Source organism: Pseudomonas sp. 1176_21 (assembly GCF_052850635.1).
On record NZ_VXCV01000001.1, the window covers coordinates 892,943 to 917,428 of the forward strand.

General features: G+C 65.3%; 23 protein-coding genes. 14 read left to right on the forward strand and 9 right to left on the reverse strand.

What is annotated here, in order from left to right; genetic code table 11:
* The first annotated feature begins 12 nt into the window (after nt 1-12).
* Nucleotides 13-1,599 carry an ABC-F family ATPase gene (locus tag FW760_RS04255; RefSeq protein WP_043861471.1) on the forward strand — a complete coding sequence of 529 codons (1,587 nt, stop codon included), beginning with the start codon at nt 13-15 and terminating at the stop codon, nt 1,597-1,599.
* Nucleotides 1,600-1,770: 171 nt separating this feature from the next.
* Nucleotides 1,771-2,964 carry an MFS transporter gene (locus tag FW760_RS04260; RefSeq protein WP_275726720.1) on the forward strand — a complete coding sequence of 398 codons (1,194 nt, stop codon included), beginning with the start codon at nt 1,771-1,773 and terminating at the stop codon, nt 2,962-2,964.
* Here FW760_RS04260 and FW760_RS04265 read toward each other — a convergent pair.
* Together FW760_RS04265 and FW760_RS04270 are read right to left on the reverse strand one after the other, a co-directional pair.
* Entirely contained in the window at nt 2,958-3,989 is a 1,032-nt protein-coding gene (locus tag FW760_RS04265) for an alpha/beta hydrolase family protein (protein ID WP_446443641.1), read from the reverse strand. The two genes, FW760_RS04260 and FW760_RS04265, sit on opposite strands and share 7 nt — an antisense overlap.
* Before the next feature lie 133 nt (nt 3,990-4,122).
* Entirely contained in the window at nt 4,123-4,734 is a 612-nt protein-coding gene (locus FW760_RS04270) for an FMN-dependent NADH-azoreductase (protein ID WP_054914558.1), read from the reverse strand.
* 128 nt (nt 4,735-4,862) lie between these two features.
* Between FW760_RS04270 and FW760_RS04275 the strand changes: the two genes are divergently transcribed.
* Nucleotides 4,863-5,771, forward strand: coding sequence for a LysR substrate-binding domain-containing protein (locus tag FW760_RS04275; RefSeq protein WP_043861502.1), 909 nt, complete (start codon nt 4,863-4,865; stop codon nt 5,769-5,771).
* Nucleotides 5,764-6,123, forward strand: a complete 360-nt coding sequence (locus FW760_RS04280; protein ID WP_043861467.1) for an MmcQ/YjbR family DNA-binding protein — start codon at nt 5,764-5,766, stop codon at nt 6,121-6,123. Before FW760_RS04275 ends, FW760_RS04280 begins: the two co-directional genes overlap by 8 nt.
* Before the next feature lie 62 nt (nt 6,124-6,185).
* Here the strand turns inward: FW760_RS04280 and FW760_RS04285 are convergent, their stop codons facing one another.
* Both FW760_RS04285 and FW760_RS04290 read right to left on the reverse strand, forming a co-directional pair.
* Nucleotides 6,186-6,587, reverse strand: a complete 402-nt coding sequence (locus FW760_RS04285) for a DUF1294 domain-containing protein (protein WP_054914559.1) — start codon at nt 6,585-6,587, stop codon at nt 6,186-6,188.
* A 1-nt stretch (nt 6,588) separates the two neighbouring features.
* On the reverse strand, nt 6,589-7,419 hold the full coding sequence (locus FW760_RS04290) for an undecaprenyl-diphosphate phosphatase (protein WP_054914658.1): 831 nt from the start codon (nt 7,417-7,419) through the stop codon (nt 6,589-6,591).
* Between the two features lie 284 nt (nt 7,420-7,703).
* On the opposite strand from FW760_RS04290, the gene FW760_RS04295 reads away from it, so the two are divergent.
* The 9 genes from FW760_RS04295 to FW760_RS04335 all read left to right on the forward strand — a co-directional run bounded on the left by FW760_RS04295 (nt 7,704) and on the right by FW760_RS04335 (nt 15,838).
* The gene (locus FW760_RS04295; RefSeq protein ID WP_043861500.1) at nt 7,704-9,338 is read left to right on the forward strand and encodes a methyl-accepting chemotaxis protein; all 1,635 of its coding nucleotides are present in this window, start codon (nt 7,704-7,706) and stop codon (nt 9,336-9,338) included.
* 153 nt (nt 9,339-9,491) lie between these two features.
* Nucleotides 9,492-10,058: a nicotinamide riboside transporter PnuC gene (gene pnuC / locus FW760_RS04300; RefSeq protein WP_446443642.1), complete on the forward strand. Its 567-nt coding sequence runs from the start codon at nt 9,492-9,494 to the stop codon at nt 10,056-10,058.
* The gene (locus tag FW760_RS04305; RefSeq protein ID WP_054914561.1) at nt 10,055-10,606 is read left to right on the forward strand and encodes an AAA family ATPase; all 552 of its coding nucleotides are present in this window, start codon (nt 10,055-10,057) and stop codon (nt 10,604-10,606) included. The genes pnuC and FW760_RS04305 overlap by 4 nt, the downstream gene beginning before the upstream one ends.
* 295 nt (nt 10,607-10,901) lie before the next feature.
* Complete coding sequence (locus tag FW760_RS04310; RefSeq protein WP_370409168.1) at nt 10,902-11,354, forward strand: hypothetical protein; 453 nt, start codon at nt 10,902-10,904, stop codon at nt 11,352-11,354.
* Between the two features lies 1 nt (nt 11,355).
* Complete coding sequence (locus tag FW760_RS04315) at nt 11,356-11,928, forward strand: adhesin (RefSeq protein ID WP_446443643.1); 573 nt, start codon at nt 11,356-11,358, stop codon at nt 11,926-11,928.
* Between the two features lie 65 nt (nt 11,929-11,993).
* Complete coding sequence (locus FW760_RS04320) at nt 11,994-12,989, forward strand: hypothetical protein (protein WP_043861462.1); 996 nt, start codon at nt 11,994-11,996, stop codon at nt 12,987-12,989.
* 60 nt (nt 12,990-13,049) lie between these two features.
* Nucleotides 13,050-13,730, forward strand: a complete 681-nt coding sequence (locus FW760_RS04325) for a C39 family peptidase (RefSeq protein ID WP_043861461.1) — start codon at nt 13,050-13,052, stop codon at nt 13,728-13,730.
* A gap of 33 nt (nt 13,731-13,763) precedes the next feature.
* On the forward strand, nt 13,764-14,504 hold the full coding sequence (locus FW760_RS04330) for a hypothetical protein (protein ID WP_123752582.1): 741 nt from the start codon (nt 13,764-13,766) through the stop codon (nt 14,502-14,504).
* A 47-nt stretch (nt 14,505-14,551) separates the two neighbouring features.
* Nucleotides 14,552-15,838: a transporter gene (locus FW760_RS04335; protein WP_054914564.1), complete on the forward strand. Its 1,287-nt coding sequence runs from the start codon at nt 14,552-14,554 to the stop codon at nt 15,836-15,838.
* 88 nt (nt 15,839-15,926) lie between these two features.
* Here FW760_RS04335 and FW760_RS04340 read toward each other — a convergent pair whose 3' ends face one another.
* On the reverse strand, nt 15,927-17,252 hold the full coding sequence (locus tag FW760_RS04340) for a sigma-54 dependent transcriptional regulator (RefSeq protein ID WP_043861458.1): 1,326 nt from the start codon (nt 17,250-17,252) through the stop codon (nt 15,927-15,929).
* Nucleotides 17,253-17,575: 323 nt separating this feature from the next.
* Between FW760_RS04340 and FW760_RS04345 the strand changes: the two genes are divergently transcribed.
* Entirely contained in the window at nt 17,576-17,842 is a 267-nt protein-coding gene (locus FW760_RS04345) for a hypothetical protein (RefSeq protein ID WP_446443644.1), read from the forward strand.
* Between the two features lie 117 nt (nt 17,843-17,959).
* On the opposite strand, the gene FW760_RS04350 is transcribed toward FW760_RS04345, so the two are convergent.
* From FW760_RS04350 to cobW, 4 genes are all read right to left on the reverse strand, one after another.
* Nucleotides 17,960-18,523, reverse strand: coding sequence for a vWA domain-containing protein (locus tag FW760_RS04350; protein WP_058540516.1), 564 nt, complete (start codon nt 18,521-18,523; stop codon nt 17,960-17,962).
* Nucleotides 18,524-18,624: 101 nt separating this feature from the next.
* Nucleotides 18,625-19,632, reverse strand: coding sequence for an ATP-binding protein (locus tag FW760_RS04355; RefSeq protein ID WP_446443645.1), 1,008 nt, complete (start codon nt 19,630-19,632; stop codon nt 18,625-18,627).
* Nucleotides 19,633-19,639: 7 nt separating this feature from the next.
* Entirely contained in the window at nt 19,640-23,389 is a 3,750-nt protein-coding gene (cobN, locus tag FW760_RS04360) for a cobaltochelatase subunit CobN (RefSeq protein WP_446443646.1), read from the reverse strand.
* A gap of 3 nt (nt 23,390-23,392) precedes the next feature.
* Entirely contained in the window at nt 23,393-24,463 is a 1,071-nt protein-coding gene (gene cobW, locus FW760_RS04365; RefSeq protein WP_043861454.1) for a cobalamin biosynthesis protein CobW, read from the reverse strand.
* Nucleotides 24,464-24,486: the final 23 nt, after the last annotated feature.

Consider the following 24,486-nt stretch of genomic DNA (forward strand, 5'->3'; position numbering starts at 1 on the left):
TAGGTAAGCCCTTTGATCTCCACCGCTAACATCACCATGCAGTTTGGCGCCAAGCCCTTGTTCGAGAACGTCTCGGTCAAGTTCAACAATGGCAACCGCTACGGCCTGATCGGCGCCAACGGCTGTGGCAAGTCGACCTTCATGAAAATCCTCGGCGGCGACCTGGAGCCGTCGGCCGGCCAGGTGATGCTCGAGCCGAACGTGCGCCTGGGCAAGCTGCGCCAGGACCAGTTCGCCTACGAAGAATTCACCGTGATCGACACCGTGATCATGGGCCACGAGGAACTGTGGCGGGTCAAGGCCGAGCGCGATCGCATCTACTCGCTGCCGGAAATGACCGAAGACGACGGCATGGCCGTCGCCGAGCTGGAAACCGAATTCGCCGAGATGGACGGCTACACCGCCGAATCCCGCGCCGGTGAACTGCTGCTGGGCCTGGGTATCCCCCTCGAACAGCATTTCGGCCCCATGACCGAAGTCGCCCCAGGCTGGAAACTGCGTGTGCTGCTGGCCCAGGCACTGTTCTCCGACCCTGAAGTGCTGCTGCTCGACGAGCCGACCAACCACCTGGACATCAACACCATCCGCTGGCTGGAAAGCATCCTCACGGCGCGTAACAGCACCATGATCATCATTTCCCACGACCGTCACTTCCTCAACAGCGTGTGCACCCACATGGCTGACCTGGACTACGGCGAGCTGCGTCTGTTCCCGGGCAACTACGACGAGTACATGACCGCCGCCACCCAGTCGCGCGAGCAACTGCTGTCGGACAACGCCAAGAAGAAGGCCCAGATCGCCGAGCTGCAGACCTTCGTCAGCCGCTTCTCGGCCAACGCCTCCAAGGCCAAGCAGGCCACCTCGCGCGCCAAGCAGATCGACAAGATCCAGCTGGCCGAGGTCAAGCCATCGAGCCGCGTCAGCCCGTTCATCCGCTTCGAGCAGACCAAGAAGCTGCACCGCCAGGCCGTGACCATCGAGAAAATGTCCAAGGGCTTCGACGGCAAGACCCTGTTCAAGAACTTCAGCTTCACCGTCGAAGCCGGCGAGCGCGTGGCGATCATCGGCCCCAACGGTATCGGCAAGACCACCCTGCTGCGCACCCTGGTCGGCGAGCTGACCCCGGATGCCGGCGAGGTGAAATGGACCGAAAGCGCCGAAGTGGGCTACTACGCCCAGGACCACGCCCACGATTTCGAAGAGGACCTGAGCCTGTTCGACTGGATGGGCCAGTGGACGCAGGGCGAGCAGATCATCCGCGGCACTCTGGGTCGCATGCTGTTCTCCAACGACGAGATCCTCAAGTCGGTGAAGGTGATCTCCGGTGGCGAGCAAGGCCGCATGCTGTTCGGCAAGCTGATTCTGCAAAAGCCCAACGTACTGGTGATGGACGAACCGACCAACCACCTGGACATGGAATCGATCGAGGCGCTCAACCTGGCGCTGGAAAACTACCCGGGCACGCTGCTGTTCGTCAGCCACGACCGCGAGTTCGTGTCCTCGCTGGCCACCCGCATCATCGAGCTGAGCCCCAGCGGCGTGATCGACTTCAGCGGTACCTATGACGACTACCTGCGCAGCCAGGGTGTGTTGATCTAAACGTCGTACACAAGCTTCGTCGGCAAGGCCGGCTCCTGCAGGGTGCGTGGTTTTCGCGACCCGGGTAGGGGCCAGCCTTGCTGGCCACAGCTTGTTCGTTAGCCTGCTTTCTTTTCCTGCCCGCTCCCGCCATCATGGTCGCCTCCAACCGCTTGCCTGCGAACGAGCCCCATGTCTGCCCCGCCCCCTTCTGCTGCACTCAGTAACGAGTCGGTTACCCGACAGATACTGTCGATCGTCTTCTACACCTTCATCGCCTTCCTCTGCATCGGCCTGCCGATCGCGGTGCTGCCCAGCCATGTGCATGACACCCTGGGGTTCAGCGCGGTCATCGCCGGCATCACCATCGGCCTGCAATACCTGTCCACCCTGCTCAGCCGCCCCATGGCCGGACGCCTGGCCGACAGCCTGGGGACCAAGCGCGCGATCATCTACGGGCTGCTGGGCATCGCGCTGAGCGGCGTGCTGACCTGGGCATCGGCACTGGCCGTGCACCTGCCAGTGATGAGCCTGGCAGTGCTGCTGGCTGCACGGGTGGCCCTGGGCATCGCGCAGGGCCTGATTGGCGTGGGCACCCTGAGCTGGGGCATCGGCCAGGTGGGCGCCGAACACACCGCGCGGGTGATTTCCTGGAACGGTATCGCCTCCTATGGCGCCATCGCCATCGGAGCACCGCTGGGGGTGATCTTGGCCAGCGAACTGAACTTCGCCACCCTGGGCCTGAGCCTGACCGCGCTGGCAGCAGCGGCGCTACTGGTGATACGCAACAAGCCCTCGGTGCCGGTGGTGCGTGGCGTGCGCCTGCCGTTCTGGGCCGCCTTCGCACGGGTGGCACCGTGCGGCGTGGGCCTTACCCTGGCCTCCATCGGCTATGGCACGCTGACCACCTTCGTCACGCTCTTCTATATAGAACGCGGCTGGAGCGGCGCCGCCCTGTGCCTGAGCGCCTTCGGCGTGTGCTTCATCCTGTCGCGGCTGCTGTTCGTGAACGCGGTCAACCAGTGGGGCGGCTACCGCGTGGCAATTGCCTGCATGGGCGTCGAGGCCCTGGGGCTGGCATTGTTGTGGCTGGCGCCGTCACCGCTGCTGGCGTTGGTCGGCGCGGGGCTGAGCGGCTTCGGCCTGTCACTGGTGTACCCGGCACTGGGGGTCGAGGCGATCAAGCAGGTGCCCAGTTCCAGCCGCGGCGCCGGGCTGGGGGCCTACGCAGTGTTCTTCGACCTGGCCCTGGCGATTGCCGGCCCGGTGATGGGCGCCATCGCTGCGCACCTGGGCTACGCCTCGATCTTCTGTGTGGCGGCGCTGCTGTCACTGGCCGGCGTGGGCCTGACACTGGTGCTGTTGCGCCGCGCCACGGCTCAGTGATCGACCGCACTCAGGCCGACACGCTCGGCGCCCCCCAGGGTGCGGGTGAAGAAGCGCGTGGCTTCGGCCTGCAACGACAGGTGTATGCCGGCGCGGTCCACCCCTTCGGCATCGGTGCACAGCGTGGCCATGTGCTGCAGTTGGGATGCGTCGCACGGGGCCATGAACACGAAGTGCCCGGCACCCGCCAGCAGGCGGTAGTTGGGGGTGATCGGCAGTTTGCGCGCCAGTGCCTGGGCATTCTTGTCGATGGCCAGCAACTGGTCGCGGTCGCCGCTGTAGATCAGCGCGGGCACCTTCACATCGGCCAGCGCGTGGCGTCCGAACATCAGGCTCAACGGCGCCATCAGCAGCAATGAACGCACCCTGGGGTCGGCATGGGGCAGCAGGTCGTCACGGTCTGCCACCAGCACCCCGTGGGCCTTGCAGGCATCGGCGTCCAGCGGGTTCTGCTGGCAGTAGCGGCGCAGGCGTTGCAGGTCTGGTCGGGCACCGGACAGGATCAACGCCGTCTCGCCACCGGCCGAGTAACCGATCATGCCCACCTGCCCGTCGCTGACGTAAGGTGCAAGCAACGGATCGGCAAGGGTCGCGGTCAAGGCGGCACTGATCTGCAGGGGCCGGCCATAGAGGTTGCTCAGGGTGCCAAGCCGGCTGTGATCGCTGGCGTTGTCTCCCGGGTGCACCACCGCCACCACCACGAAGCCCCGGCGTGCCAGGGCGCTGGCCAGGTCATGCAGCGCCAGTGGCGTGCCGGTGTTGCCATGGGACAACATCAGCAACGGGAAGCGGCCCATTACCACCGCGCCTTCTTCGGCCACGTGGACCCGATAGCCGTCGACCTGATGCCACCGGGCGATGTCGCTGGATGGGTAGAACGCCAGCGCCTGCATCGGCTGGCCGTCCACCGGGTCGGTCACAGCCATGCGATGCAGGCCGACACTCCAGTGCTGCGCGGGCTCGGCCTGCACCAGCAGGCAGCAGCCCCACAGCACCAGCATCAAAAATGTTCGAACCCACCGCATCGTTGCTCACCCTGCCCGGCCCGCACCTGTGACCGGTACTGGCAAGCATAGAGCGGGCCAGGCCGGGCTGGATGAAAGGTGCATGAAAAAGCCGACTTGCGGGGTGACCGCAAGTCGGCTTTTCGACAGGGGCTCAGGCAGCCGCGAACAGCTCGCTGTCGATCTGCGCCTGGGCGGCCTGCATGGCATTGCTGCGGTGCTCGTCGCCGTAGGCCAGGCCATGGGCGCGCACGAACTCGACGTCGGTGATGCCGATAAAGCCCAGGAACACCTTGAGGAATTCCTCGTGGGCCACACCGGTCGGCTGGCCGACGTGCAGGCCGCCGGAGGTCGACACCACGATCACCTTCTTGTTGCCGCACAGGCCTTCAGGCCCGGCTTCGGTGTAGCGGAAGGTCTGGCCGGCGACGGCAATGCGGTCGATCCAGGCCTTGAGCTGGGTCGGCACGGTGAAGTTGTACATGGGCGCCGCGATCACCACCGCATCGGCCGCCAGAAACTCCTGCAGGGTTTCACTGCTGAGCCTGGCTTCATGTTGCTGCGCCGCATCGCGCAGCTCGTCAGGCGTGCCGGCGGCAACCAGGGTCGCGGCCGAGAAATGGCTGATGGCATCGGCGGCCAGGTCCCGGTAGACCACCTGCGCCGAAGGTTCTGCCGCTTGCCAGGCGGCGACTACACGCTGACTGAGCTGGCGAGAAGCGGAGTTGTCGCCGAGGATGCTGGAATCGATGTGCAACAGTTTCATGGGGCTCTCCTGAATGAGGATCGGCTGGCGATCACGATGGGGAGGATGCTACCGGGATAGCCAATAGCTGATAAGATCGCAAATTCGCACTTCTTCGTCCCACTGGCAGGACAATGCCCATGACCGGCATGCAAGACCTCAACGATCTGTTCTATTTCGCCCGCGTGGTGGAGGCCGGCGGCTTCGCGGCGGCCGGGCGTCTGCTCGGTGTGCCCAAATCCAGGCTGTCGCGGCGCATTGCCGAACTGGAGGAGCGCCTGGGCACGCGTCTGCTGCAGCGCACCACCCGGCAACTCAAGCTCACCGCCGTGGGCGAGCGCTACCTGCGCCATTGCCAGGCCATGCTGCTGGAGGCCGAGATGGCCGACGAAGCGGTGGCCAGCATGACCAGCGAACCGCGCGGGCGCTTGCGGGTGTCGTGCCCGGTGGGCCTGGCCCATGAGTTCCTGCCCGGCGTGATCAGCGCATTTTTGCAACAGTACCCGCAGGTACAGCTGGACATGGTGCTGCTCAACCGCCGGGTCGACCTGATCACCGAGGGCATCGACGTGGCCCTGCGTGTGCGCGACCTGGGCGACGAAGACCCGGCACTGGTCACCCGCCGCCTGCGCCAGGCGCAGATGCTGCTGGTGGCCGCACCTGAGTTTGCCGCCCGGCACCCTGTCAGCTCCCCTGCCGACCTGGCCAGGGTGCCGGTACTGGGCGCGGTCGAGGCCGACCGCCTGGTGCACCTGCGCCTGCTCGACGAGCAGGGCCACAAGCAGGACCTGACCCTGGAAGCGCGGCTGGCCATCGACGACTTCGTGGTGCGCAAGGCCGCCACCCTGGCGGGCCTGGGCTTCACCACGCTGCCTATCATGCACTGCGAGGCCGAACTGCAGCGCGGCGAACTGGTACGCCTGCTGCCGGGCTGGTCACTGCCGGGCGGTTACCTGCAGGCGGTGTACCCGCACCGGCGCGGCGTGCTGCCGGCGGTCAGGGCGTGGATCGATCACCTGGTAGCCTCGTTCGAGGAATGCGGAGAGCGTTATGTCTGAGCGAAAAATGACCGAGGCACAGGTGGCGGCATTCTGCCTGGGCCTGCCCGGTGTGCAGGAAGACTACAAATGGGGTGGCGTGCGCGTGTTCTCGGTGGCCGGCAACAAGATGTTCGCGGTGATGGACCTGGCGGGTGCAGGCTTGTCGTTCAAGGTCGACACCGAGCTGTTCCTGGGCTACGTGGACCGCCCCGGGGTGCGACCGGCGCCGTACCTGGCGCGGGCACACTGGATCAGTGTGGCGCAGCCTTATGCGATGGGGCGTGGGGAACTGGAAGAGTTGCTGCGCCGCTCGCATCAACTGGTGGTGCGGCGATTGCCCAAGCGCGTACAGGTCGGGTTGCTGCTCTGAGGCCGATGGCTTTCGCCGGCAAGGCCGGCCCTGAAGGCGCCGACCTTGCCGGCGAAAGCGCTCTAGAACCCGAACAATCGCCCGGCAAGAAACAGGTAGTCGGCCCAGAACACCTGATGCCCCAGCACGATCACCCAGAACACCAGCTGATACGACAACTTGCGTGTCTTGTGCCGGAACACCTGCTGCGCCAGCAGCGCCCCTGGCCAGCCACCGGCCAGTTCGCAGGCATGCAGCACCTTCTCGGGGGTACGCTGCCCCTGGCCGCGCGCCTGACGCTTGTCGTAGCCATACAGCCCGAAACAGCCAAGGCTCGCCAGCCCATAGGCCGCCAGCCACAACCAGTTGCCTGTGCCCACACCCAGCTTCAGTGCGCCCAGCACCGGCAGCAGGCACAGGGCCACGAATGCCAGCAACTTGAGGCGCAGGTGGCGCATGGGCGGGCGCGTTTCGATGCGGGCCATCTCAGCCGTGCGCCACGGCCCAGTCGACCCAGCCGAACTGCCAGGTCGCCAGGATCACCAGGCCAAATGCGATACGGTACCAGGCAAACACCGCGTAGCTGTGGCTGGCGATGAACTTGAGCAAGCCGCGCACCGCAATCATCGCGAAGATGAACGACACCACGAAGCCGATGGCGAACACCGGGAAGTCATCCGGCTGGAACAGGTCACGGTACTTGTAGCCCGAGAACACCGCCGCCCCGACCATGGTCGGCATCGCCAGAAAGAACGAGAACTCGGTGGCGGCCTTGCGCGACAGGCCGAACAACAGCCCGCCGATGATCGTCGAGCCCGACCGCGAAGTCCCCGGAATCATTGCCAGGCACTGCGCGCAGCCGATCTTCAGCGCATCGGTCCAGCGCATGTCATCGACCTCCTCGGCACGCACCACGTGCTGGCGGCGCTCGGCCCACAGCATGATCACCCCGCCCACCACCAGGGCCACCGCCACCGTGATCGGGTTGAACAGGTACTCATGGATCAGGTCGGCGAACAGCACGCCCAGCACCACGGCGGGCATGAAGGCGATCAGCAGGTTGAGGGTAAAGCGCTGGGCCCGGGCCTGGCGGGGCAGGCCCACCACCACGTCCAGGATCTTGCGGCGAAATTCCCACACCACCGCCAGGATCGCGCCCAGCTGGATGATGATGTTGAACGCCATCGCGCGTTCGCCGCCAAAGTCGATCAGGTCGGCGACCACGATCTGGTGACCGGTACTCGAAATGGGCAAAAATTCCGTCAGACCCTCGACGATGCCGAGAATCACAGCCTGCATGGCGGTCCAAAAATCCATCATTCCCCCGTAAGACATTGCCGCTGGCAGGTCTCATCATTCGTTATTTGATTGCCCGAAACCGGGCATATTACGGCGACACTCCGTCGCAAAACCGAAGGAAATGCTACCCCGGCCTTCAGAACTGCCCCGTGAAGGCCGAAATCCTAACAGAGCGCTCGTGCAAACGCTGCCGCTCGACGCGACAGCGCTCTACTAATCAATCACTTAGCCCTTGGTCGAGTAGGTTGTTTCGGTAAAGCGTGGTTGGATGCGGACAATAACAAGAACATAGGGTGACCTTCATGAAGACTTTACGCAGTATGTCGATCAGCCGTCGGCTGTGGCTCATCCTGGTGGTGGCGGTGCTGATGCTGGTGACCCTGGGGCTGCTGATGCTGCGTCAGATCCACGGTGACCTGTACCAGGCAAAGGCCGAAAAGACCCGGCACGTGGTCGAAACCGCAGCCGGCGTACTGGCCTATTACCAGGGGCTGGAAGCCAGCGGTACCCTTACCCGCGAGGCCGCCCAGCAACAGGCGCTGAGTGCGGTGCGCGGGTTGCGTTATGACCAGGACGACTACTTCTGGATCAACGACCTGGGCCCGAAGATGATCATGCACCCCATGAACCTCAAGCTCGAAGGCCAGGACCTCTCCGGCATTCGCGACCCGGACGGCTATGCGCTGTTCAACGAAATGGTCGCGTTGGCCAAGGCCCAGGGCGCCGGCAGCATCGACTACCGCTGGCCCAAGCCCGGTGCCAGCGAGCCGGTGGAAAAAACCTCGTACATCCAGCTGTTCAAACCCTGGGGCTGGGTGATCGGCTCTGGCGTGTACATCGACGACATGCACGCCGAGTTCGTGCGCCAGCTTCGCGACGCATCGCTGCTGGGGGTGGTCATCGCGCTGATAATGGCACTGGTGGTCATGCTGATCGCCCGCAGTATCACCCGCCCCTTGCAGGAAGCCGTGGATGCCATGGGCAACATCGCCAGCGGCGAAAGCGACCTGACCCGTCGCCTCGACACCCATGGGCAGGATGAAGTCACCCAGCTGGGCCTGCACTTCAACACCTTCACCGCCAAGCTGCAGCAGGTGGTGACCCAGTTGCAGGGCGCCGCCCAGGCCCTGGGCCATTCGGCCGGGGACGTAGGCAGCAACGCCGGCCAGGCGCACCAGCGCAGCGAACAGCAGTCGCAGCAGATGGAACAGGTGGCCACCGCAATCAACGAGGTCAGTTATGCGGTGCAGGACGTGGCCAGGAACGCCGAGCACGCCTCCAGCGAGATGCAGGACGCCCAGCAGCGGGCCGAACAGGGCCGGCAAAGCATTCATGGCAGCCTGCTGAAAATCGACGAGCTGTCGGGCACCATCGACCAGGCGGTGCAGGTGATCCAGGCCCTGGCGGGCCAGAGCACGCGTATCGGCAGTGTGCTGGAGGTGATCCGTTCGATTGCCGAGCAGACCAACCTGCTGGCACTCAACGCCGCCATCGAGGCCGCGCGGGCGGGTGAACAGGGTCGCGGGTTCGCCGTGGTGGCCGACGAAGTGCGCCTGCTGGCGCAACGCACCCAGCAGTCGACGGCCGAGATCCAGCAGATGATCGAGCACCTTCAGGGCCAGTCCGAGGCTGCGGTCAAGGCGATCGATGCCAGCAGCCTGGCCTCGCGCGAGACGGTCGAACAGGCCAGCGAGGCCGGTGCCAGCCTGGATGCCATCAGCCAGGCACTGCACAACCTCAGCGCGCTGAATGCCTCGATTGCCAGTGCCACGCTGCAGCAGTCGCATGTGGTGGAAGAGATCAACCACAACGTCACCCAGACGGCCGAGCTGTCGCGTCAGACGGCCGTGGCGGCGCACCAGTCGAGCAGTGCCGGGGCCGCATTGAACCAGTTGAGCGAACAGCTGGGGCAGTTGCTGAGGCAGTTCCGGGTCTGACCGCAGCCTGCACCTCGCCGGCGGCCGGCTTCTGCAAGGCTCGACATTGCCTCAGCAGGAGCCGGCCTTGGCGGCGAAGTGCTCACCCAAGGCTGGCACCTGACGTGCCACAAGGTACAATCGCCGCCCTGCCCCCCCCTTCAAGGAACGCCGATGTCCGGCCTGGAACTGTACGCTGCCGTGCTGGGCGTCATCGCTGTATGGCTCACGACCCGCCAGAACCCCTGGTGCTGGCCCATCGGCCTGCTGGTGGTGCTGCTCTACAGCTGGATCTTCTTCGACTTCAAACTGTATTCGAACATGCTGCTGCAACTGGCGTTTGCCGTGTTCCAGCTCTATGGGTGGTGGCAGTGGACACGCCCCGGCGAGGATCGCCCGATCCGGCAGGTGACCTACCTGCGTACCGCGCCGCTGCTGTCCGGCCTGGGCGTGGGCCTGCTGGCCAGCCTGGCCCTCGGTGCGGCCATGGCCACCTGGACCGATGCTGCAGAGCCCTGGCTGGACGCCACCCTCACCGCCTTCAGCCTGGTGGCGCAGTTCTGGATGGCGCAAAAGCGCGTGCAATGCTGGCCGTTGTGGATCGTGCTGGACGTGATCTTCGTCGGCCTGTTCCTTTACAAAGGCATGTACATCACCGCCGCGCTGTATGCGCTGTTCACCCTGATCGCCCTGCAGGGCTGGCGTAGCTGGCGACGTGACCCGGCCTTGGCCAGCCCATGAAGGTCCTGGTACTGGCGGGCCCAGAATCCAGTGGCAAGAGCTGGCTGGGCGGCGAAATCCAGGCGCATTTCGGTGGCGAACTGGTAGGCGAGTACGTGCGCCACTTCATCGACGAGCAGCGACGCGACACCTGCTACGCCGACATCGACCCCATCGCCCGCGGGCAGCTGGTGTGGGAGGATGCGGCCCGCGCGCGCCAGCCCGAGCTGCTGATACTCGATACGCACCTGCTGAGCAACATGCTGTGGAGCCGCGTACTGTTCAACGACTGCCCGGCGTGGCTGGAACAGGCGCTGCTGGCACGGCGCTACGACCTGCACCTGTTGCTCAGCCCCGCAGGCGTGCCCTGGGTAGGCGACGGCCAGCGCTGTCAGCCACGGCTGGAGGAGCGCCAGGCGTTCTTCGAGGCCAGCCGCCAATGGCTGCAACGGCATGGCCAACCCATGCAGGTCATCGAGGGCGACTGGGCATACCGCCAATCGACGGTACTGGCGGCCGTACAGGCGCTGCTGGAAGGCAAGCCCCCGGCCTGCGCCACCGAGTGTTAACCCGGCGTTACACACCCGGCCACCTCAACCGCCGATCCAGAGCACTTGCGCCCAACACGCGGTGACGTGTTAAGCCGGTGATACACCCACCCTCGGGGCACGCCGGGCATCTGCGCTGCTCCAAGGCCTGTAAAAAGGACCAGCGGTTGTATCACCGGTGATACAGATTTTCCGACCGGCCCCTGCCCCGTGCGCTATGCCCTTGATTCGCTGGCACAAAGCAAAAGCGGCACAGCTTCTGCTCTCCTTCTCGCAACGCTGATAGGGCCAGCGCACCGAAGAAGGAATCGCTGCCGTGGGGAATCACACCAACAAGCTGCTGAGTCTTTTCGTAATGGGCTGTGCGCTGGGCGCCAGCACCCTGAGCCTGCCGATACTGGCCGCCGGCGACGGCACCATCATCATCCAACGCCAGGTTCAGCCGCGTTCGGCCGTTCGCCCGACCGGCACCCCCGACCCCCGCCCCATGACCGTCAATGCCAATCAGTCGCCACGCATCCTGAGCCAGACCAACGAGCTCAGCGATGGCGACTTTGCCGGTGTGGCCAGCGGTGCCAGTGTAAACCGGGTGTTGATGCCCGACGCGTCCGGCAACATCCGCGGCATGGGGGCCGTGCCCACCAGCCTGCCGGGCCTGCGTGGCGGCGCCGGCCCTGGCGCAGGGGGCGCCAACAGCATCTCCAATTCGGTCAACCAGAACGTGCAGCGTGGCCTTGCGCCGCTGCAGATCCTGACCGGGGGCCGTTGAGATGAACCACTCACTGCTGTTTCTGGCGCTGGCCTGCAGCGCGTCGGCCCTGGCCGCCCAACCGGTCAATGACAACGCCACCATCAACGCCAGCGGCCAGGGCTACAAGGGCAACGTGACCATCAACCAGGCGGCTGGCGACCAGCAGCAACAGAACAACAGCCGCGCCATTGCCATCAACCCCGATGCCACCGCCACCACCCAGGTGCGCCAGCGCATCGACACCCCTGCCAGCAGCGCGATCAATGCCCGCGCCAGCATCGGTGGCAACGCCTTCACCAACGGTAACGGGATGATTGGGATCAACCAGTCGGCCGGTGCCAACACACAACAAATCAATGCCGTGCGGGTAAGCATCAGTGCCACCGCGCAGAGCATCGACGACAGCGTCCTCGACCAGCAGAACGTGGCGCTGTCAAACGGCTCAGGCTCGACAGGTCAAACCCCCGGCAGTCGCCAGGTCGCTACCAGCGATCAGGCCTTCACCGGCAGCCGTGGGGTGATCCAGTTGAACCAGAGCGCCGGGGTCGGGAACCGAATGGCCAACACCCTGAGCGTACGGGTTGCAGATTGACCCGAGCAGTTCACAACGCAGCACAACACAACACTTAACAACTAAAAACAATGCGGAGAAACACCATGAAACCCACAATGGCACTCAAGCCTCTGGTATTCGCACTCGCAGCGGTCATGGCAGTTGCTGCACAAGCGGGCGGAAACAACGGTGGTCACAACGGCGGACACAATGGCGGCAATAACGGCGGCAATAACAATTCCAGCGCGCTGCTCGCCCTGCTGGTAAACGCCGGCGCTGGCGCCACCGTGATCGATACCCAGGGCAATGGTGGTAACGGTGTGCTCAACGAGAACACCCGCAACAACGGCACCATGGACAACTCGGCAAACGGCTCTCAAGGCAACCTGGGCGCCAACGTGGCAGCCGGTGACGGCAACCAGCAAGACAACGTTGCCGCCATCGCCACCGCCGACGAACGCTTCATCTTCGGCAGTGCGGTTGCTGTTTCCAGTGCCACCCAGACCAACACCAGCAACATCGTCAACAACTTCTCTACCCAGAACAACGCCAATCTCACCAATTCGGCGAACAACAGCTCCGGCAACATCGGTGTCAACGTGACCGCCGGCGACTTCAACCAACAGAAAAACAACCTGGCAATCGCCGTGTCCGGCGGCCGTGTGGCCGTGGCCAGCGCAGCCGCCAACCAGTCCACTTCCGGCCTGAGCGTCAACAACAAGGCCGACCGTACCTACACCAAGGAAACCCTCGGTGGCGCCTTTGCCGCCTATGGCCAGTACGAAGGCGAAGGCCACGGCTACGTGGAACGCAAAGACGACAAACCCGGGCACAACGGTGGCTGGGATGATCGTGGCGGCAACAAACCACAGAAAGACAAGCTTACCTTCACCGAAGAAGGCAGCTTCGTACTCGGTGGCGTCTACACCTACCAGGTGCTCAAACCTACCGGCTGGGCCAACCCTGTGGTCAACAACGCCAACATGAGCAACTCGCTCAATGGCGTGTCGGGCAACGTGGGCGCCAACGTGTCGGCCGGCTCGGGCAACCAGCAGAGCAACTCGCTGTCCATCGCAGCAGGCTGCCGCGCCTGCCTGTAAGCTGAAAAAGGACGGGGCCCCCAGGGGCCCCTTTCCTGCCATCTACACGGTGCGAAGACCATGCGCATTGCCCTGCTTGCCGCATTGCTGTTTCTGGCCAGCCTGGCCGAGGCCGCACAGATGCCCATCGCTGCCCTGCCGGGCGGCAATGTCATTTACAAGCCCATCCAGAGCATTCGCGAACGACGCTTCGCCGACCTTGTACAACAGAAAACCGACTTCAGTTGCGGCGCCGCCGCCCTGGCCACCGTCCTCAAGCAAGCCTACTGGCTGGACGTCGACGAAGAACACATCATCGACGGCATGCTCGCCCACGCCGACCAGCAAGTGGTCAAGACCCAGGGCTTCTCCATGCTGGACATGAAGAAGTACGTGGAAAGCATCGGCATGCGTGCCCGGGGCTATCGGATCCCGCCCGAGAGCTTGCAAAGCGTCACCATTCCGGTGGTGGTGCTGATGGATATTCGCGGCTACAAGCACTTCGTGGTGCTGCAACGCACCGAAAAGGACTGGGTGTACATCGGTGACCCGGTTCTGGGCCACAAACGCTACAAGTTCGATGATTTCGTCAAAGGCTGGAACGGCATCATCTTTGCCGTCATCGGCCCTGGCTATGACAAGGCCAACGCATTGCTCGACCCGCCACAACCCTTGACTGCAAAAAACAAGATCAACGGGTTCAGCCCGGTAGACGATGCGCAGTTGATGGATTTTGGTTTCATACAAAGTGATTTCTTCTAATCAGAAGGGGCATGAAGCTCCGGGGAGCACCCGATGAAGACTTCAACCTGGCTGGTTGCCGCCTGCCTGGCCGCCAGCTTGCCTGCCCATGCGCAGTTCAAGCCCATCGAGATCAAGGACCAGGAACTGTCCGAACTGCGCGGACGCTATGTGATGCCAGGGCGCATCATCAGCTTTGGCGTGGTGATGAGCAGCACCTGGCAGAACGCCCGCGGCGACAGCATCGGCGCCACCGCCAGCATGCAAGTGCAGCAGTCCTCGTTCAAGCCGCAGTTCTATGTCTCGCTCGACACGCGCGATGGCAACGGCGCCCCGGTAACCCAGGGCAGCGGTACCGTCACCGGCGGGGCCGGCCTTGGCACGACCCAGGGCGTTACCCAGTCGGTACGCGCGGCGGGCGACTACAACACGGCCTACAACAATGTCTCGATCAACGTGAAGGAAGCCAACAGTGCCCCGGCGGCGGGCCAGCCACAGGGTCAGTTGCTGGGTAGCGGGCAGACCATCACCGGCAGCAATGGCGCCGGCACGCTGAGCGTTTCCTCCACCGGCAAGGGCATCCAGCTGGGTATCCAGGCCAACAACAACCAGGGCAATACGGTGCAGCGCCTGGCCCAGGGCGGGCTGCTGCAGGCCACCACGCTCCTGGGCGGCAACAACGCCGTCAACAACATCACCCAGCTCAATGTGGTACTGCGCAACAACCTGCCTACTGCCGGGGCCTTGAACTGCAACCTGGATCAACTCAAGGGCCTTCGTATTTCCGGATATTGATCTACGCTCTGTCTCAATTCACCGCAGTTGGAAGGGACGGCTAACCCATGCATCGATCGTTTTCGTTGAAGGCAGTGGTCTGTGTGAGCACTCTGGCGTCTTCAGCGCTGCTGCAAGCGGCGCCAGATCCGCAAGTTGAGGCCCTGAAACAGGAGTTGCAGGCACTCAAGCAACGTTATGAATCCCAGCAGCAGGCACTGATGGTGCTCGAGCAGCGGGTCCGTCAGGTTGAAGATCAACCCCCGGCACCCCCTCAGCGCCTGACCCGCTCGCCAGCGGCCCCCACCCGGTCAGGCCAGGTGGCTACTGCATCCGGGGCGGCCCCCGGCACCGGCAGTTCCTACGGCGAAGCGCTCAAGGGCGATTCGGAACCTGCGCAGAGCGTGTCCAACCTGTACGACGAGGCCAGCGGCTTCTTCGGTGGCGGCAAGTTCAGCGTCGAGACCGGCATCACCTACGCCCGCTACGACACCCGCCAACTGATCCTCAACGGTTTCCTCGCGCTGGACTCGATTTTCCTGGGCAACATCAACCTGGACCGCATCAAGGCCGACAACTGGACCCTGGACCTGACTGCCCGCTACAACCTCGACCAGCGTTGGCAGTTCGATATCAACGCCCCCATCGTCTACCGCGAGTCCACCTACCAGTCCGGGGGCGCCGGCAACAACGCCCAGGGCGTGACCGAACAGACCGTCACCCGCGACCCGACCCTGGGGGATGTCAACTTCGGCGTGGCCTACAAGTTCCTCGACGAATCGGAAAACAGCCCCGATGCGGTGCTCACCCTGCGGGTCAAGGCGCCCACCGGCAAGGACCCGTTCGGCATCAAGCTGATCCAGGATCCGAACAACGACAGCCTCGCCTACCCCGAAGACCTGCCCACCGGCAACGGCGTATGGTCCATCAGCCCGGGCATCTCGCTGGTCAAGACGTTCGACCCGGCAGTACTGTTCGGCAGCCTGTCCTATACCCATACCCTGGAAGAGTCGTTCAGTGACGTCAGCTCCACGTCCGGGGTCAAGGTGCCGGGCAAGGTCAAGCTGGGCGACAGCTTCCAGATCGGGGCCGGTATCGCCTTTGCGCTGAACGAGAAGATGAGCATGTCGTTCTCGGTGTCAGACCTGATCGCGCGCAAATCCAAGATCAAGTCGGCCGAAACCGGCGACAGCTGGACCTCGGTGCCCAGCAGTGATGCCAACGCCGCCTATTTCAACGTGGGCATGACCCTGGCCGCCACCGACAACCTGACCATAGTGCCCAACCTGTCGATCGGCCTGACCGACGATGCGCCGGACTTCACCTTCAGCCTCAAATTCCCTTACTACTTCTGATCTGCGCCGACGCCATTCGCCAGCAAGGCTGGCTCCTACCTTCGGGTAGGAGCCAGCCTTGCTGGCGAATGGACGTAGCGTGGGATCTTCAGCGAATCTGATGCTTGTGCAGCAACCGGTAGAACGTAGGCCGCGACACCCCAAGCACCTTGGCCGCAATGCTGAGGTTGTCACTGTGACGATTGAGCACGTCACACAGCGCCTGGCGCTCGGCGCGGTGCTTGTAGTCTTCCAGGGTACCCATCGGCGTCATCTCGACCTGTGCCCCCTGCAACCCGAGGTCCTGGGCCTCGATCTGCCGCCCTTCGGCCAGCACCAGGCCGCGACGCACGCGGTTGGCCAGTTCGCGCACATTACCCGGCCAATCATGCTTGCCCATCGCCATCAGCGCATCTTCGCTGAAGGTGCGCGGGCGCCGGCCGGTTTCCTGGCTGTAGAAACGCGAAAAGTGGCTGGCCAGCATCGACAGGTCGCCATGCCGGTCACGCAGCGGTGCCGTCACCACCTGCAGCACGTTGAGCCGGTAATACAGGTCTTCGCGAAAACGCCCGCTGGTGATCGCGCTCTCCAGGTCGACATGGGTGGCAGCCAGCACGCGCACGTCCACCGCAATCGGCTGGCTGCCGCCCACCCGTTCGATATGCTTTTCCTGCAGAAAGCGCAGCAGGTTGGCCTGCAGTTCCAGCGGCAGGTCGCCGATCTCGTCGAGAAACAGCGTGCCGCCGTTGGCAGCCTCGATGCGCCCGACCTTGCGCTGGTGCGCGCCGGTGAAGGCGCCCTTTTCGTGGCCGAACAACTCGGACTGGATCAGGTGTTCGGGAATCGCCCCGCAGTTGATCGCCACGAACGGTTTGTCGTGGCGTTGCGACTGCCGGTGCAGGGTGCGCGCCACCAGCTCCTTGCCGGTACCGCTCTCGCCTCGAATCAGCACCGGTGACTCGGTGGGCGCCAGCTTGCTCAGCAACTTGCGCAGTTCGCGGATCGGGCGGCTGTCACCCAGCAGTTCGTGCTCGGGCTCATCCACATGCAGGTTGCCCTTGCCGCGCAGGCGTGCCATGCCGAATGCGCGACCCAGGGTCACCTGCACGCGGGAGACATCGAATGGCAACGTATGGAAGTCAAAAAACCACTCGCACACAAAATCACCCACGTTCTGCGCGCGCAGCTCCTCGGCGCTGAGCACCGCGATCCACTCGGTACCGCTGCGGCTGATCAGGTCCTTGACCGCATCGGGGTGCTGCAGGTGGCTGGCGTGCAGGCGCAGCAACCCCACATCGCAAGGGTGCTCCAGGGCAGTGGCAAGGGTGCAGGTGCGCACGTCCCAACCTACGCTGCGCAGGCCTGGCAACAAGCGGTGGCAATCGTCACAAGGGTCAACGATCAGCAAGCGGCGGTTCGGTACCGGTTCCAGCATGACCTTTCCTTGGCGCCAATTATTGGAAATGTTAGTAGAAACAGCATGTTGTATGGCCCGTCTGTAACAGTAGCAACCAACGTCAGAATGCCCACTACCGTCCGTCTGCAAATACGGCCTTGCTTTCGACTCGGTAGAATTTTCCTGTTAATTCAACGTCCCAGATGTTGCCAATGAATGCAGATTGTCAGCACCGATTAAAAAAACATTACTTGCAGTGTGACCTGACCCACTACTGCGTGCATCAGTACAAGTAACCTGCCGCAGGGAACACACCTTGCCGCAACTTTTTCAATGTTTGGGACCACAGAGAGACCGAACCCATGAACGCCCCGCTCCGTGCCAACGAAGCACTGCTGATTGCCGACCACGCCTTCGAACCCTTCCAGTGCGTCGCCTGGGATGTGCCTAACGGCACTGGCGAACTCAGCCTGGCGGTAATCGACCGGACCAGCACCCGTATCGGCAGCAAGCAAGTTCCAAGCAGCACCTATTCCGACCCGCAGCAATTGGCACACCTGATCGAGGAAGTGCGCGCCGAGTTGAGCCAGAAAGGTTATGACTTGCAGCCGTGGAGCATGCCGAAGTAACTTTCCGGCCTGCCCCGTTCATGCAAAAGTGCACCCACTGGGTGCACTTTTTTTGTTTGTGAAGTGTGGGCCGGCGGCTGCGGCAGTTGGCCGCAGTTTACGGCCCAAGTACTTGTTTCAACGCAAGTTGAACTGTTCCAGGTGTTGGTATTGCGCACCCAGTTCCAGCGCCATTTGCCTGGCGCGGCCCAGGCGAACCGGTGCGCTTTCCATGTCCACCAGCAGGCTGCTGCACGGCAGTGCCTCGAGCGCCGGCCAGGCCTTGAGCCGGCCATCGGTGAGGATCAGGCAGTGCTGCACCTCATTGGGGTAGCGCCGCTGGCGTTGGGTCAGCCATTGCCGGGCCTGCTGCAGTGCCTCGAGCAGTGGCGTGCCTCCGCCGGCGCCAAGCTCCGCCAGCCAGGGCTGCAGCGCGGCAGAGGCCTTCAGGCCGTGGCGCTGCCAGCGCGGTTCGCGGCCGCTGGCCGTGAGCAGGGCGAGCCTGGCGCGGGCCCGGTAGGCCTGGTCGAACAGCTCGGCCAGCAAACCCTTGGCCTTGCTCAGTGCCTGGTAACGCCGGGTAGACGCCGACGCATCCACAATAACCAGCCAGAGCTGCGCCGGCGCTGCGGTGCGCTGCGCCCAGCACAGCTCGTCGCGCTGGCGCGGGCGGCCCTTGAGCAGGGTGGCAGGCCAGGCCACGCTGCCCTGCCCGGCTGCCCGGGCACGCCCGCGCGGGCCCCGGTCGAGCTTGCCTGCACGGGGCCTGGCATCCGCCGCCGGGTGCGAGCGCGGGCGGATGCTCAAGGCTTTTTTGGCCAGCGCGGTACCTCGCGCCGAGCGCCCACAGCCACCGGCTGGCCTGGCAGCTCACCCCACTGGCCACTGCCCTGGGGCTCGCTCGACGGGCTCGATTGCCCCTGGGGCTGAGCGTCGGGGTGAGGCGGTTGCTCGGCGGGCCGGTCATGGCGCCGATGGCGCAAGGCAAACTCTGCCACCGCCTCGATATCCTCGGCCTCGATGCCCGGTGCACTGCGCCAGGCCGCATGGGCACGGGCGGCACGCAACCAGACCAGGTCGGCGCGCAGGCCGTCGACCCCGGCCTCGAAGCAGCGCTGGGTGATCTGCGCCAGGGCCTGGTCATCCAGGGCAATCTGTTCCAGGCGCTCGCGTGCCTGCTGGCAGCGCTGGCGCAGCTCGGCCTGGGCATCGGCCCACTGCGCGCAGAACGCCTGCGGGTCGCTGTCGAAGTCCAGCCGGCGGCGGATGATCTGGCCGCGCGCCTCGGGCAGCGGCTGGCCCTGCAGGGCCACATTCAGGCCGAACCGGTCGAGCAACTGCGGACGCAGCTCGCCCTCCTCCGGGTTCATGGTGCCGATCAGCACGAATCGCGCACTGTGCCGATGGGAAATGCCATCGCGCTCTACCCGGTTGGTGCCGCTGGCAGCCACATCCAGCAGCAGGTCGACCAGGTGATCGGGCAGCAGGTTGACCTCGTCGACGTACAGCACGCCGCCATCAGCCTTGGCCAGTACACCCGGCGAGAACTGCGCGCGACCCTGCCCAAGCGCAGCATCCAGGTCCAGGGTGCCGACCAGGCGCTCCTCGGTGGCGCCCAGCGGCAAGGTCACGAAGGGCCCCTCGCCCAGCAGGTCGGCCAGGCCCCGGGCCAGGGTGCTCTTGGCCATGCCGCGCGGGCCTTCGATCAGCACGCCGCCGATCCTGGGGTCGATGGCCGTCAGGCACAGCGCCAGCTTCAGGTCGTGGGCGCCGACCACGGCGGCCAGCGGAAAATGTATGGGTTCGCTCATGTCTGGCTTATTCCTCTGCGTCCAGCAGTTGCTCTTCCAGGGCCTGGCGGTACTCGCCCGGTGCCTGCCACAGCCCGCGCTGCTGGGCCTCCAGCAAACGTTCGGTGATGTCGCGCAGGGCCTCGGGGTTGTGCTGGCGGATAAACTCGCGGGTCGCGGCATCGAGCACATAGGCCTCGGCCAGCGACTGGTAATGATGATCGTCGATCAGGTGCGTGGTGGCATCGAAGGCGAACAGGTTGTCGACCGTCGCGGCCATCTCGAACGCGCCCTTGTAGCCATGGCGCTTGACCCCGTCGATCCACTTGGGGTTGAGCGCACGCGCACGGATCACCCGGTTCAGTTCTTCCTTGAGGGTGCGAATGCGCGGGCGATCCGGCTGGCTGTGATCGCCGTGGTAACTGGCAACGCCGGCACCGGCCAGGCTTTCTGCCGCCGCGAGCATGCCGCCCTGGAACTGGTAGTAGTCGTTGGAATCGAGCAGGTCGTGCTCATGGTTGTCCTGGTTCTGCAGCACCGCCTGCACCTGGCTCAGGCGCCGGGCAAAGGGTTCGCGCGCGGCGGTGCCGTCGTCCGAGGCGCCATAGGCATACGCGCCATGGTTGAGGTAGACCTCGGCAAGGTCTTCACGGCTGTGCCACAGACGGCCGTCAATGGCGTTCTGCACCCCGGCGCCGTAGGCACCGGGCTTGGAGCCGAACACCCGCCAGCCCGCCTGGCGCTCGGCCTGCTCGGGGCTCAGGCCAGCGGCCAGCAGTTCGGCACGCTCGCTGCGCACCTTGGCCGCCAGGGGGTTGAGGTCATCCGGCTCATCCAGTGCCGCCACGGCCTGCACCGCCGCGTCGAACAGCTTGATCAGGTTGCCGAATGCATCGCGGAAGAACCCCGAAACGCGCAGGGTCACGTCTACCCGGGGGCGATCCAGCAGGCTCACCGGCAGGATCTCGAAGTCGTCCACCCGCTGGCTGCCGCTGGCCCATACCGGGCGTACGCCGAGCAGGGCCATGGCCTGGGCGATGTCGTCGCCGCCGGTGCGCATGGTGGCCGTGCCCCATACCGACAGGCCGAGCTGGCGCAGGTGGTCGCCGTGGTCCTGCAGGTGGCGTTCCAGAATCAGGTTGGCCGAGGCGAAACCGATGCGCCATGCCGTGGCGGTGGGCAGGTTGCGCACATCCACGGTGTAGAAGTTGCGGCCGGTGGGCAGCACGTCCAGGCGCCCGCGGCTGGGCGCCCCGCTCGGCCCCGCCGGCACGAAACGCCCGTCCAGCGCCGCCAGCAGGCCCTGCATTTCGGCCGGGCCGCAGGCATCCAGCTGCGGCGCCACCTGGGCCCGCAGCGCCTGCAGCACGGCCTCGACGTCGGCGCTGTGCTGGTGGCTGGCCGGCGCCCCGTCGAGGGTCTGCTCGATCAGGCGGGCGGCATACAGTTCAAGCCGCTCGCGGGTGTCGCCGTTGGTCCGCCAGGCCTCGCTGCTCACCTGTGCCAGGCTGGGCGGCCGTGGCCCTTCCCAGGCAAGGCCCAGGTCGCAGTCCAGCGGGTCGAAGCCCAGCCCCAGGCCGCGGGCCAGGGCGCGCAGCAGGCTGGCATTGGGGCCGCGCCCATCACCACGTTCCACCCGCAGCAGGGCCAGCAGCGTGTCGATCCGCAGGCGCCCGTCCGGCGATTGGCCGAACACATGCAGGCCGTCGCGAATCTGCGACTCCTTGAGGTCGCACAGGTAGGTGTCCAGGCGCGGCAGCCACACCGCCGCATCGTCCAGCGCGCCTTCCAGCTGCAGCTCGCGATCGATGTGGTTGTCGCGCACCAGGTTGAGGATGTCGCGCTGCAGTTCACGGGCCCGGCGCGGGTCCAGCAGTTGCGCCTCGTAGTACTCGTCGGCCAGCAGTTCCAGGTCGCGCAACGGCCCGTAGGTTTCGGCGCGGGTCAACGGCGGCATCAGGTGGTCGATGATCACCGCCTGGGTGCGGCGCTTGGCCTGGGCGCCCTCGCCCGGGTCGTTGACGATGAACGGGTAGATGTTCGGCAGCGGCCCCAGCAACGCGTCCGGCCAGCACCTGGCCGACAGGCCGACGCCCTTGCCCGGCAGCCACTCCAGGTTGCCGTGCTTGCCCACGTGGATCAGCGCATCGGCGGCATAGGCGTGGCGCAGCCAGAAGTAGAACGCCAGGTAGCCATGCGGCGGCACCAGGTCGGGGTCGTGGTACACCGCACTGGGGTCGACCTGATAACCGCGCGCCGGCTGGATACCGACGAAGGTCAGGCCAAGGCGCAGGCCGGCGACCATCATGCGCCCGCTGCGGAACATCGGGTCCTGCTCCGGCTCCCCCCAGCGCTCGCGCACCGCCTGCTGGTTGGCCTGGGGCAACAGGGCGAAGGCGGCGCGGTAATCGTCCAGCGCCATGCTCTGCGCACAGGGGCGCTGGTCGAGCGTGTCGAGGTCGTTGCTGACCCCGCCGAGCAGGGCCTGGATCAGCGCCGTGCCACTGTCTGGCAACGGCCCTACCGGGTAGCCCTGGGCCTGCATGGCACGCAGGATGTTGAGCGCCGCCGCCGGGGTGTCCAGCCCCACACCGTTGCCGATGCGCCCGTCGCGGGTCGGGTAGTTGGCCAGAATCAGCGCCACGCGTTTTTGCGGGTTGCCCAGGCGCGCCAGCTCGCACCAGCGCCGGGCCAGTTCCGCAACAAAATCCATGCGTTCCAGGTGCGGCTTGTAGCACACCACGTCCGACTGGCTGCGTTCGCTGCGCCAGGCCAGGTCCTTGAAGCTGATCGGCCGGCTGATGATGCGCCCGTCCAGTTCCGGCAGGGCAATGTGCATGGCCAGGTCGCGGGCCCCCAGGCCCTGTTCGCTGGCCTCCCAGGCCGGCTGGTTGTCCTGTGCGCAGATGGCCTGCAGCACCGGGATGTCGCGCCGGAACGGGCGCAAATGCGGCTGCTGCGGGCTGGACTGGGCGAAGCCTGTGGTGTTGATGATCAGGGCCGCGTCGACCTGGTCCAGCCATTGCTCGACCTGGTCCAGGCAGGCTGCCTCCTTGAGGCTGGCCACGGCAATCGGCAGCGGGTTGAGCCCCGCGCCTTGCAGACGCTCGCAGAACGCATCGATGAACCCCGTGTTGGCGGCCTGCAGGTGCGAGCGGTAGAAGATGATCGGCGTCACGGGCTGGCCGGGCTGCCACAGGGCACGCCAGCTGTCCACGCTCGCCTGGGGGTGTTGCGGGTGATAGACACTGGTGCGCGGCAACTGCTGCGGCTCGTCCCAACGGTAGTCGCGGCCCAGCCATTGGCTGGCCAGGCACTGGAACAGGTTCAGCGCATTGGCCTTGCCGCCCTGGCGCAGGTAGTGCCACAGCCGTTCGGCCTGGGCAGGGGGCACCGTGCTCAGGCTGGTCAGCTCAGGGTCCGGGCGGTCGTCGCCCGGCACCAGGATCAGTTGCACGCCCCGCCCCGCCAGCGCCACCAGTTGCTCCACGCCATAGCGCCAGTAACCGATGCCGCCGTGCAGCGACACCAGGATGACCTTGGCATGGCGCAGCACTTCGTCCACATACAGGTCGACCGAAGCATGGTTCTGCACCTGCATCGGGTTGGCCAGGCGCAGGCTGGGGTAGTCGTCCGGCAACTGCTGGGCGGTTTCGGCCAGCAGTGCCAGGTGCGAATCACCGCTGCAGAGAATCACCAGGTCGGCGGGGGTCTGGCCGAGGTCGGCGATGCTGTCGTCCGGCACAAAGCCGCCGGGCTGGGTCCGCAGCAGGTGCATGGGTCAGGCGCCCAGTGCGGCGCGCAGGCTGGCTTCGAGTTGCACGGCGTCTAGGTCCTGGCCGATCAGCACCAGGCGCGTGGTACGTGGCTCGTCGCTGCGCCAGGCGCGGTCGAAGTGCTTGTCGAAGCGCGTACCCACGCCCTGCACCAGCAGACGCATCGGCTTGCCCGGAATGGCCGCGAAGCCCTTCACGCGCAGGATGCCGTGCTGCACCACCAGTTGGGTCAGGGCATCGAGCAGCAGGCTTTCGTCGGCCTGGGGCAACTCGATGGAGATGGAGTCGAAGGCATCATGGTCGTGATCGTCGTGGTCGTCATCGCCGTCATGGTGCGAATCGTGGTGGGTACGACGCGCGTCGATGTGCTGCTCGGACTCGGCGCCCAGGCCCAGCAATACGTCCAACGGCAGGCGGCCGCTGCTGGCCTCCACCACCTTGACCGCAGGCGGCAGTTCCTCGGCCACCTCGGCGCGCACCCTGGCCAGGTCGTCGGCAGCGATCAGGTCAGCCTTGTTCAGCACCACCAGGTCGGCGCTGGCCAACTGGTCGGCAAACAGTTCGTGCAGTGGGGACTCGTGGTCCAGGTTCGGGTCGAGCTTGCGCTGGGCGTCCACCTGGTCGGGGTAGGCAGCGAAGGTGCCGGCGGCCACGGCCGGGCTGTCGACCACGGTGATCACCGCATCCACCGTGCAGGCGTTGCGGATTTCCGGCCACTGGAAGGCTTGCACCAGTGGCTTGGGCAGTGCCAAGCCGCTGGTTTCGATGAGGATATGGTCCAGGTCGCCACGGCGCGCCACCAGCTCGCGCATCACCGGGAAGAACTCTTCCTGAACGGTGCAGCACAGGCAGCCGTTGGCCAGCTCGTAGACGCGCCCGCTGGCTTCTTCCTCGGTGCAGCCGATGCTGCACTGCTTGAGGATCTCGCCATCGATGCCCAGCTCGCCGAACTCGTTGACGATCACCGCGATGCGGCGGCCCTGGGCGTTGTCGAGCATGTGCCGCAGCAAGGTGGTCTTGCCCGAGCCGAGGAAGCCGGTAACGATGGTGACGGGGAGTTTGGCCAGTGTTTTCATGGGGGTGCCCTTGGCAGGATGGC

Excerpts from the sequence above, each read along its gene's own strand:
- FW760_RS04290 (WP_054914658.1), bottom strand. The coding sequence starts at position 7,419 with ATGGATTTTTGGACCGCCATGCAGGCTGTGATTCTCGGCATCGTCGAG.
- FW760_RS04340 (WP_043861458.1), bottom strand. The coding sequence starts at position 17,252 with ATGCTGGAACCGGTACCGAACCGCCGCTTGCTGATCGTTGACCCTTGT.
- cobW (WP_043861454.1), bottom strand. The coding sequence starts at position 24,463 with ATGAAAACACTGGCCAAACTCCCCGTCACCATCGTTACCGGCTTCCTC.
- FW760_RS04335 (WP_054914564.1), top strand. The coding sequence starts at position 14,552 with ATGCATCGATCGTTTTCGTTGAAGGCAGTGGTCTGTGTGAGCACTCTG.
- FW760_RS04305 (WP_054914561.1), top strand. The coding sequence starts at position 10,055 with ATGAAGGTCCTGGTACTGGCGGGCCCAGAATCCAGTGGCAAGAGCTGG.
- FW760_RS04355 (WP_446443645.1), bottom strand. The coding sequence starts at position 19,632 with ATGAGCGAACCCATACATTTTCCGCTGGCCGCCGTGGTCGGCGCCCAC.
- FW760_RS04330 (WP_123752582.1), top strand. The coding sequence starts at position 13,764 with ATGAAGACTTCAACCTGGCTGGTTGCCGCCTGCCTGGCCGCCAGCTTG.
- FW760_RS04285 (WP_054914559.1), bottom strand. The coding sequence starts at position 6,587 with ATGGCCCGCATCGAAACGCGCCCGCCCATGCGCCACCTGCGCCTCAAG.
- FW760_RS04275 (WP_043861502.1), top strand. The coding sequence starts at position 4,863 with ATGCAAGACCTCAACGATCTGTTCTATTTCGCCCGCGTGGTGGAGGCC.
- FW760_RS04265 (WP_446443641.1), bottom strand. The coding sequence starts at position 3,989 with ATGCGGTGGGTTCGAACATTTTTGATGCTGGTGCTGTGGGGCTGCTGC.
- FW760_RS04270 (WP_054914558.1), bottom strand. The coding sequence starts at position 4,734 with ATGAAACTGTTGCACATCGATTCCAGCATCCTCGGCGACAACTCCGCT.
- pnuC (WP_446443642.1), top strand. The coding sequence starts at position 9,492 with ATGTCCGGCCTGGAACTGTACGCTGCCGTGCTGGGCGTCATCGCTGTA.
- FW760_RS04315 (WP_446443643.1), top strand. The coding sequence starts at position 11,356 with ATGAACCACTCACTGCTGTTTCTGGCGCTGGCCTGCAGCGCGTCGGCC.
- FW760_RS04345 (WP_446443644.1), top strand. The coding sequence starts at position 17,576 with ATGAACGCCCCGCTCCGTGCCAACGAAGCACTGCTGATTGCCGACCAC.
- FW760_RS04320 (WP_043861462.1), top strand. The coding sequence starts at position 11,994 with ATGAAACCCACAATGGCACTCAAGCCTCTGGTATTCGCACTCGCAGCG.
- FW760_RS04325 (WP_043861461.1), top strand. The coding sequence starts at position 13,050 with ATGCGCATTGCCCTGCTTGCCGCATTGCTGTTTCTGGCCAGCCTGGCC.
- FW760_RS04260 (WP_275726720.1), top strand. The coding sequence starts at position 1,771 with ATGTCTGCCCCGCCCCCTTCTGCTGCACTCAGTAACGAGTCGGTTACC.
- FW760_RS04280 (WP_043861467.1), top strand. The coding sequence starts at position 5,764 with ATGTCTGAGCGAAAAATGACCGAGGCACAGGTGGCGGCATTCTGCCTG.
- FW760_RS04295 (WP_043861500.1), top strand. The coding sequence starts at position 7,704 with ATGAAGACTTTACGCAGTATGTCGATCAGCCGTCGGCTGTGGCTCATC.
- cobN (WP_446443646.1), bottom strand. The coding sequence starts at position 23,389 with ATGCACCTGCTGCGGACCCAGCCCGGCGGCTTTGTGCCGGACGACAGC.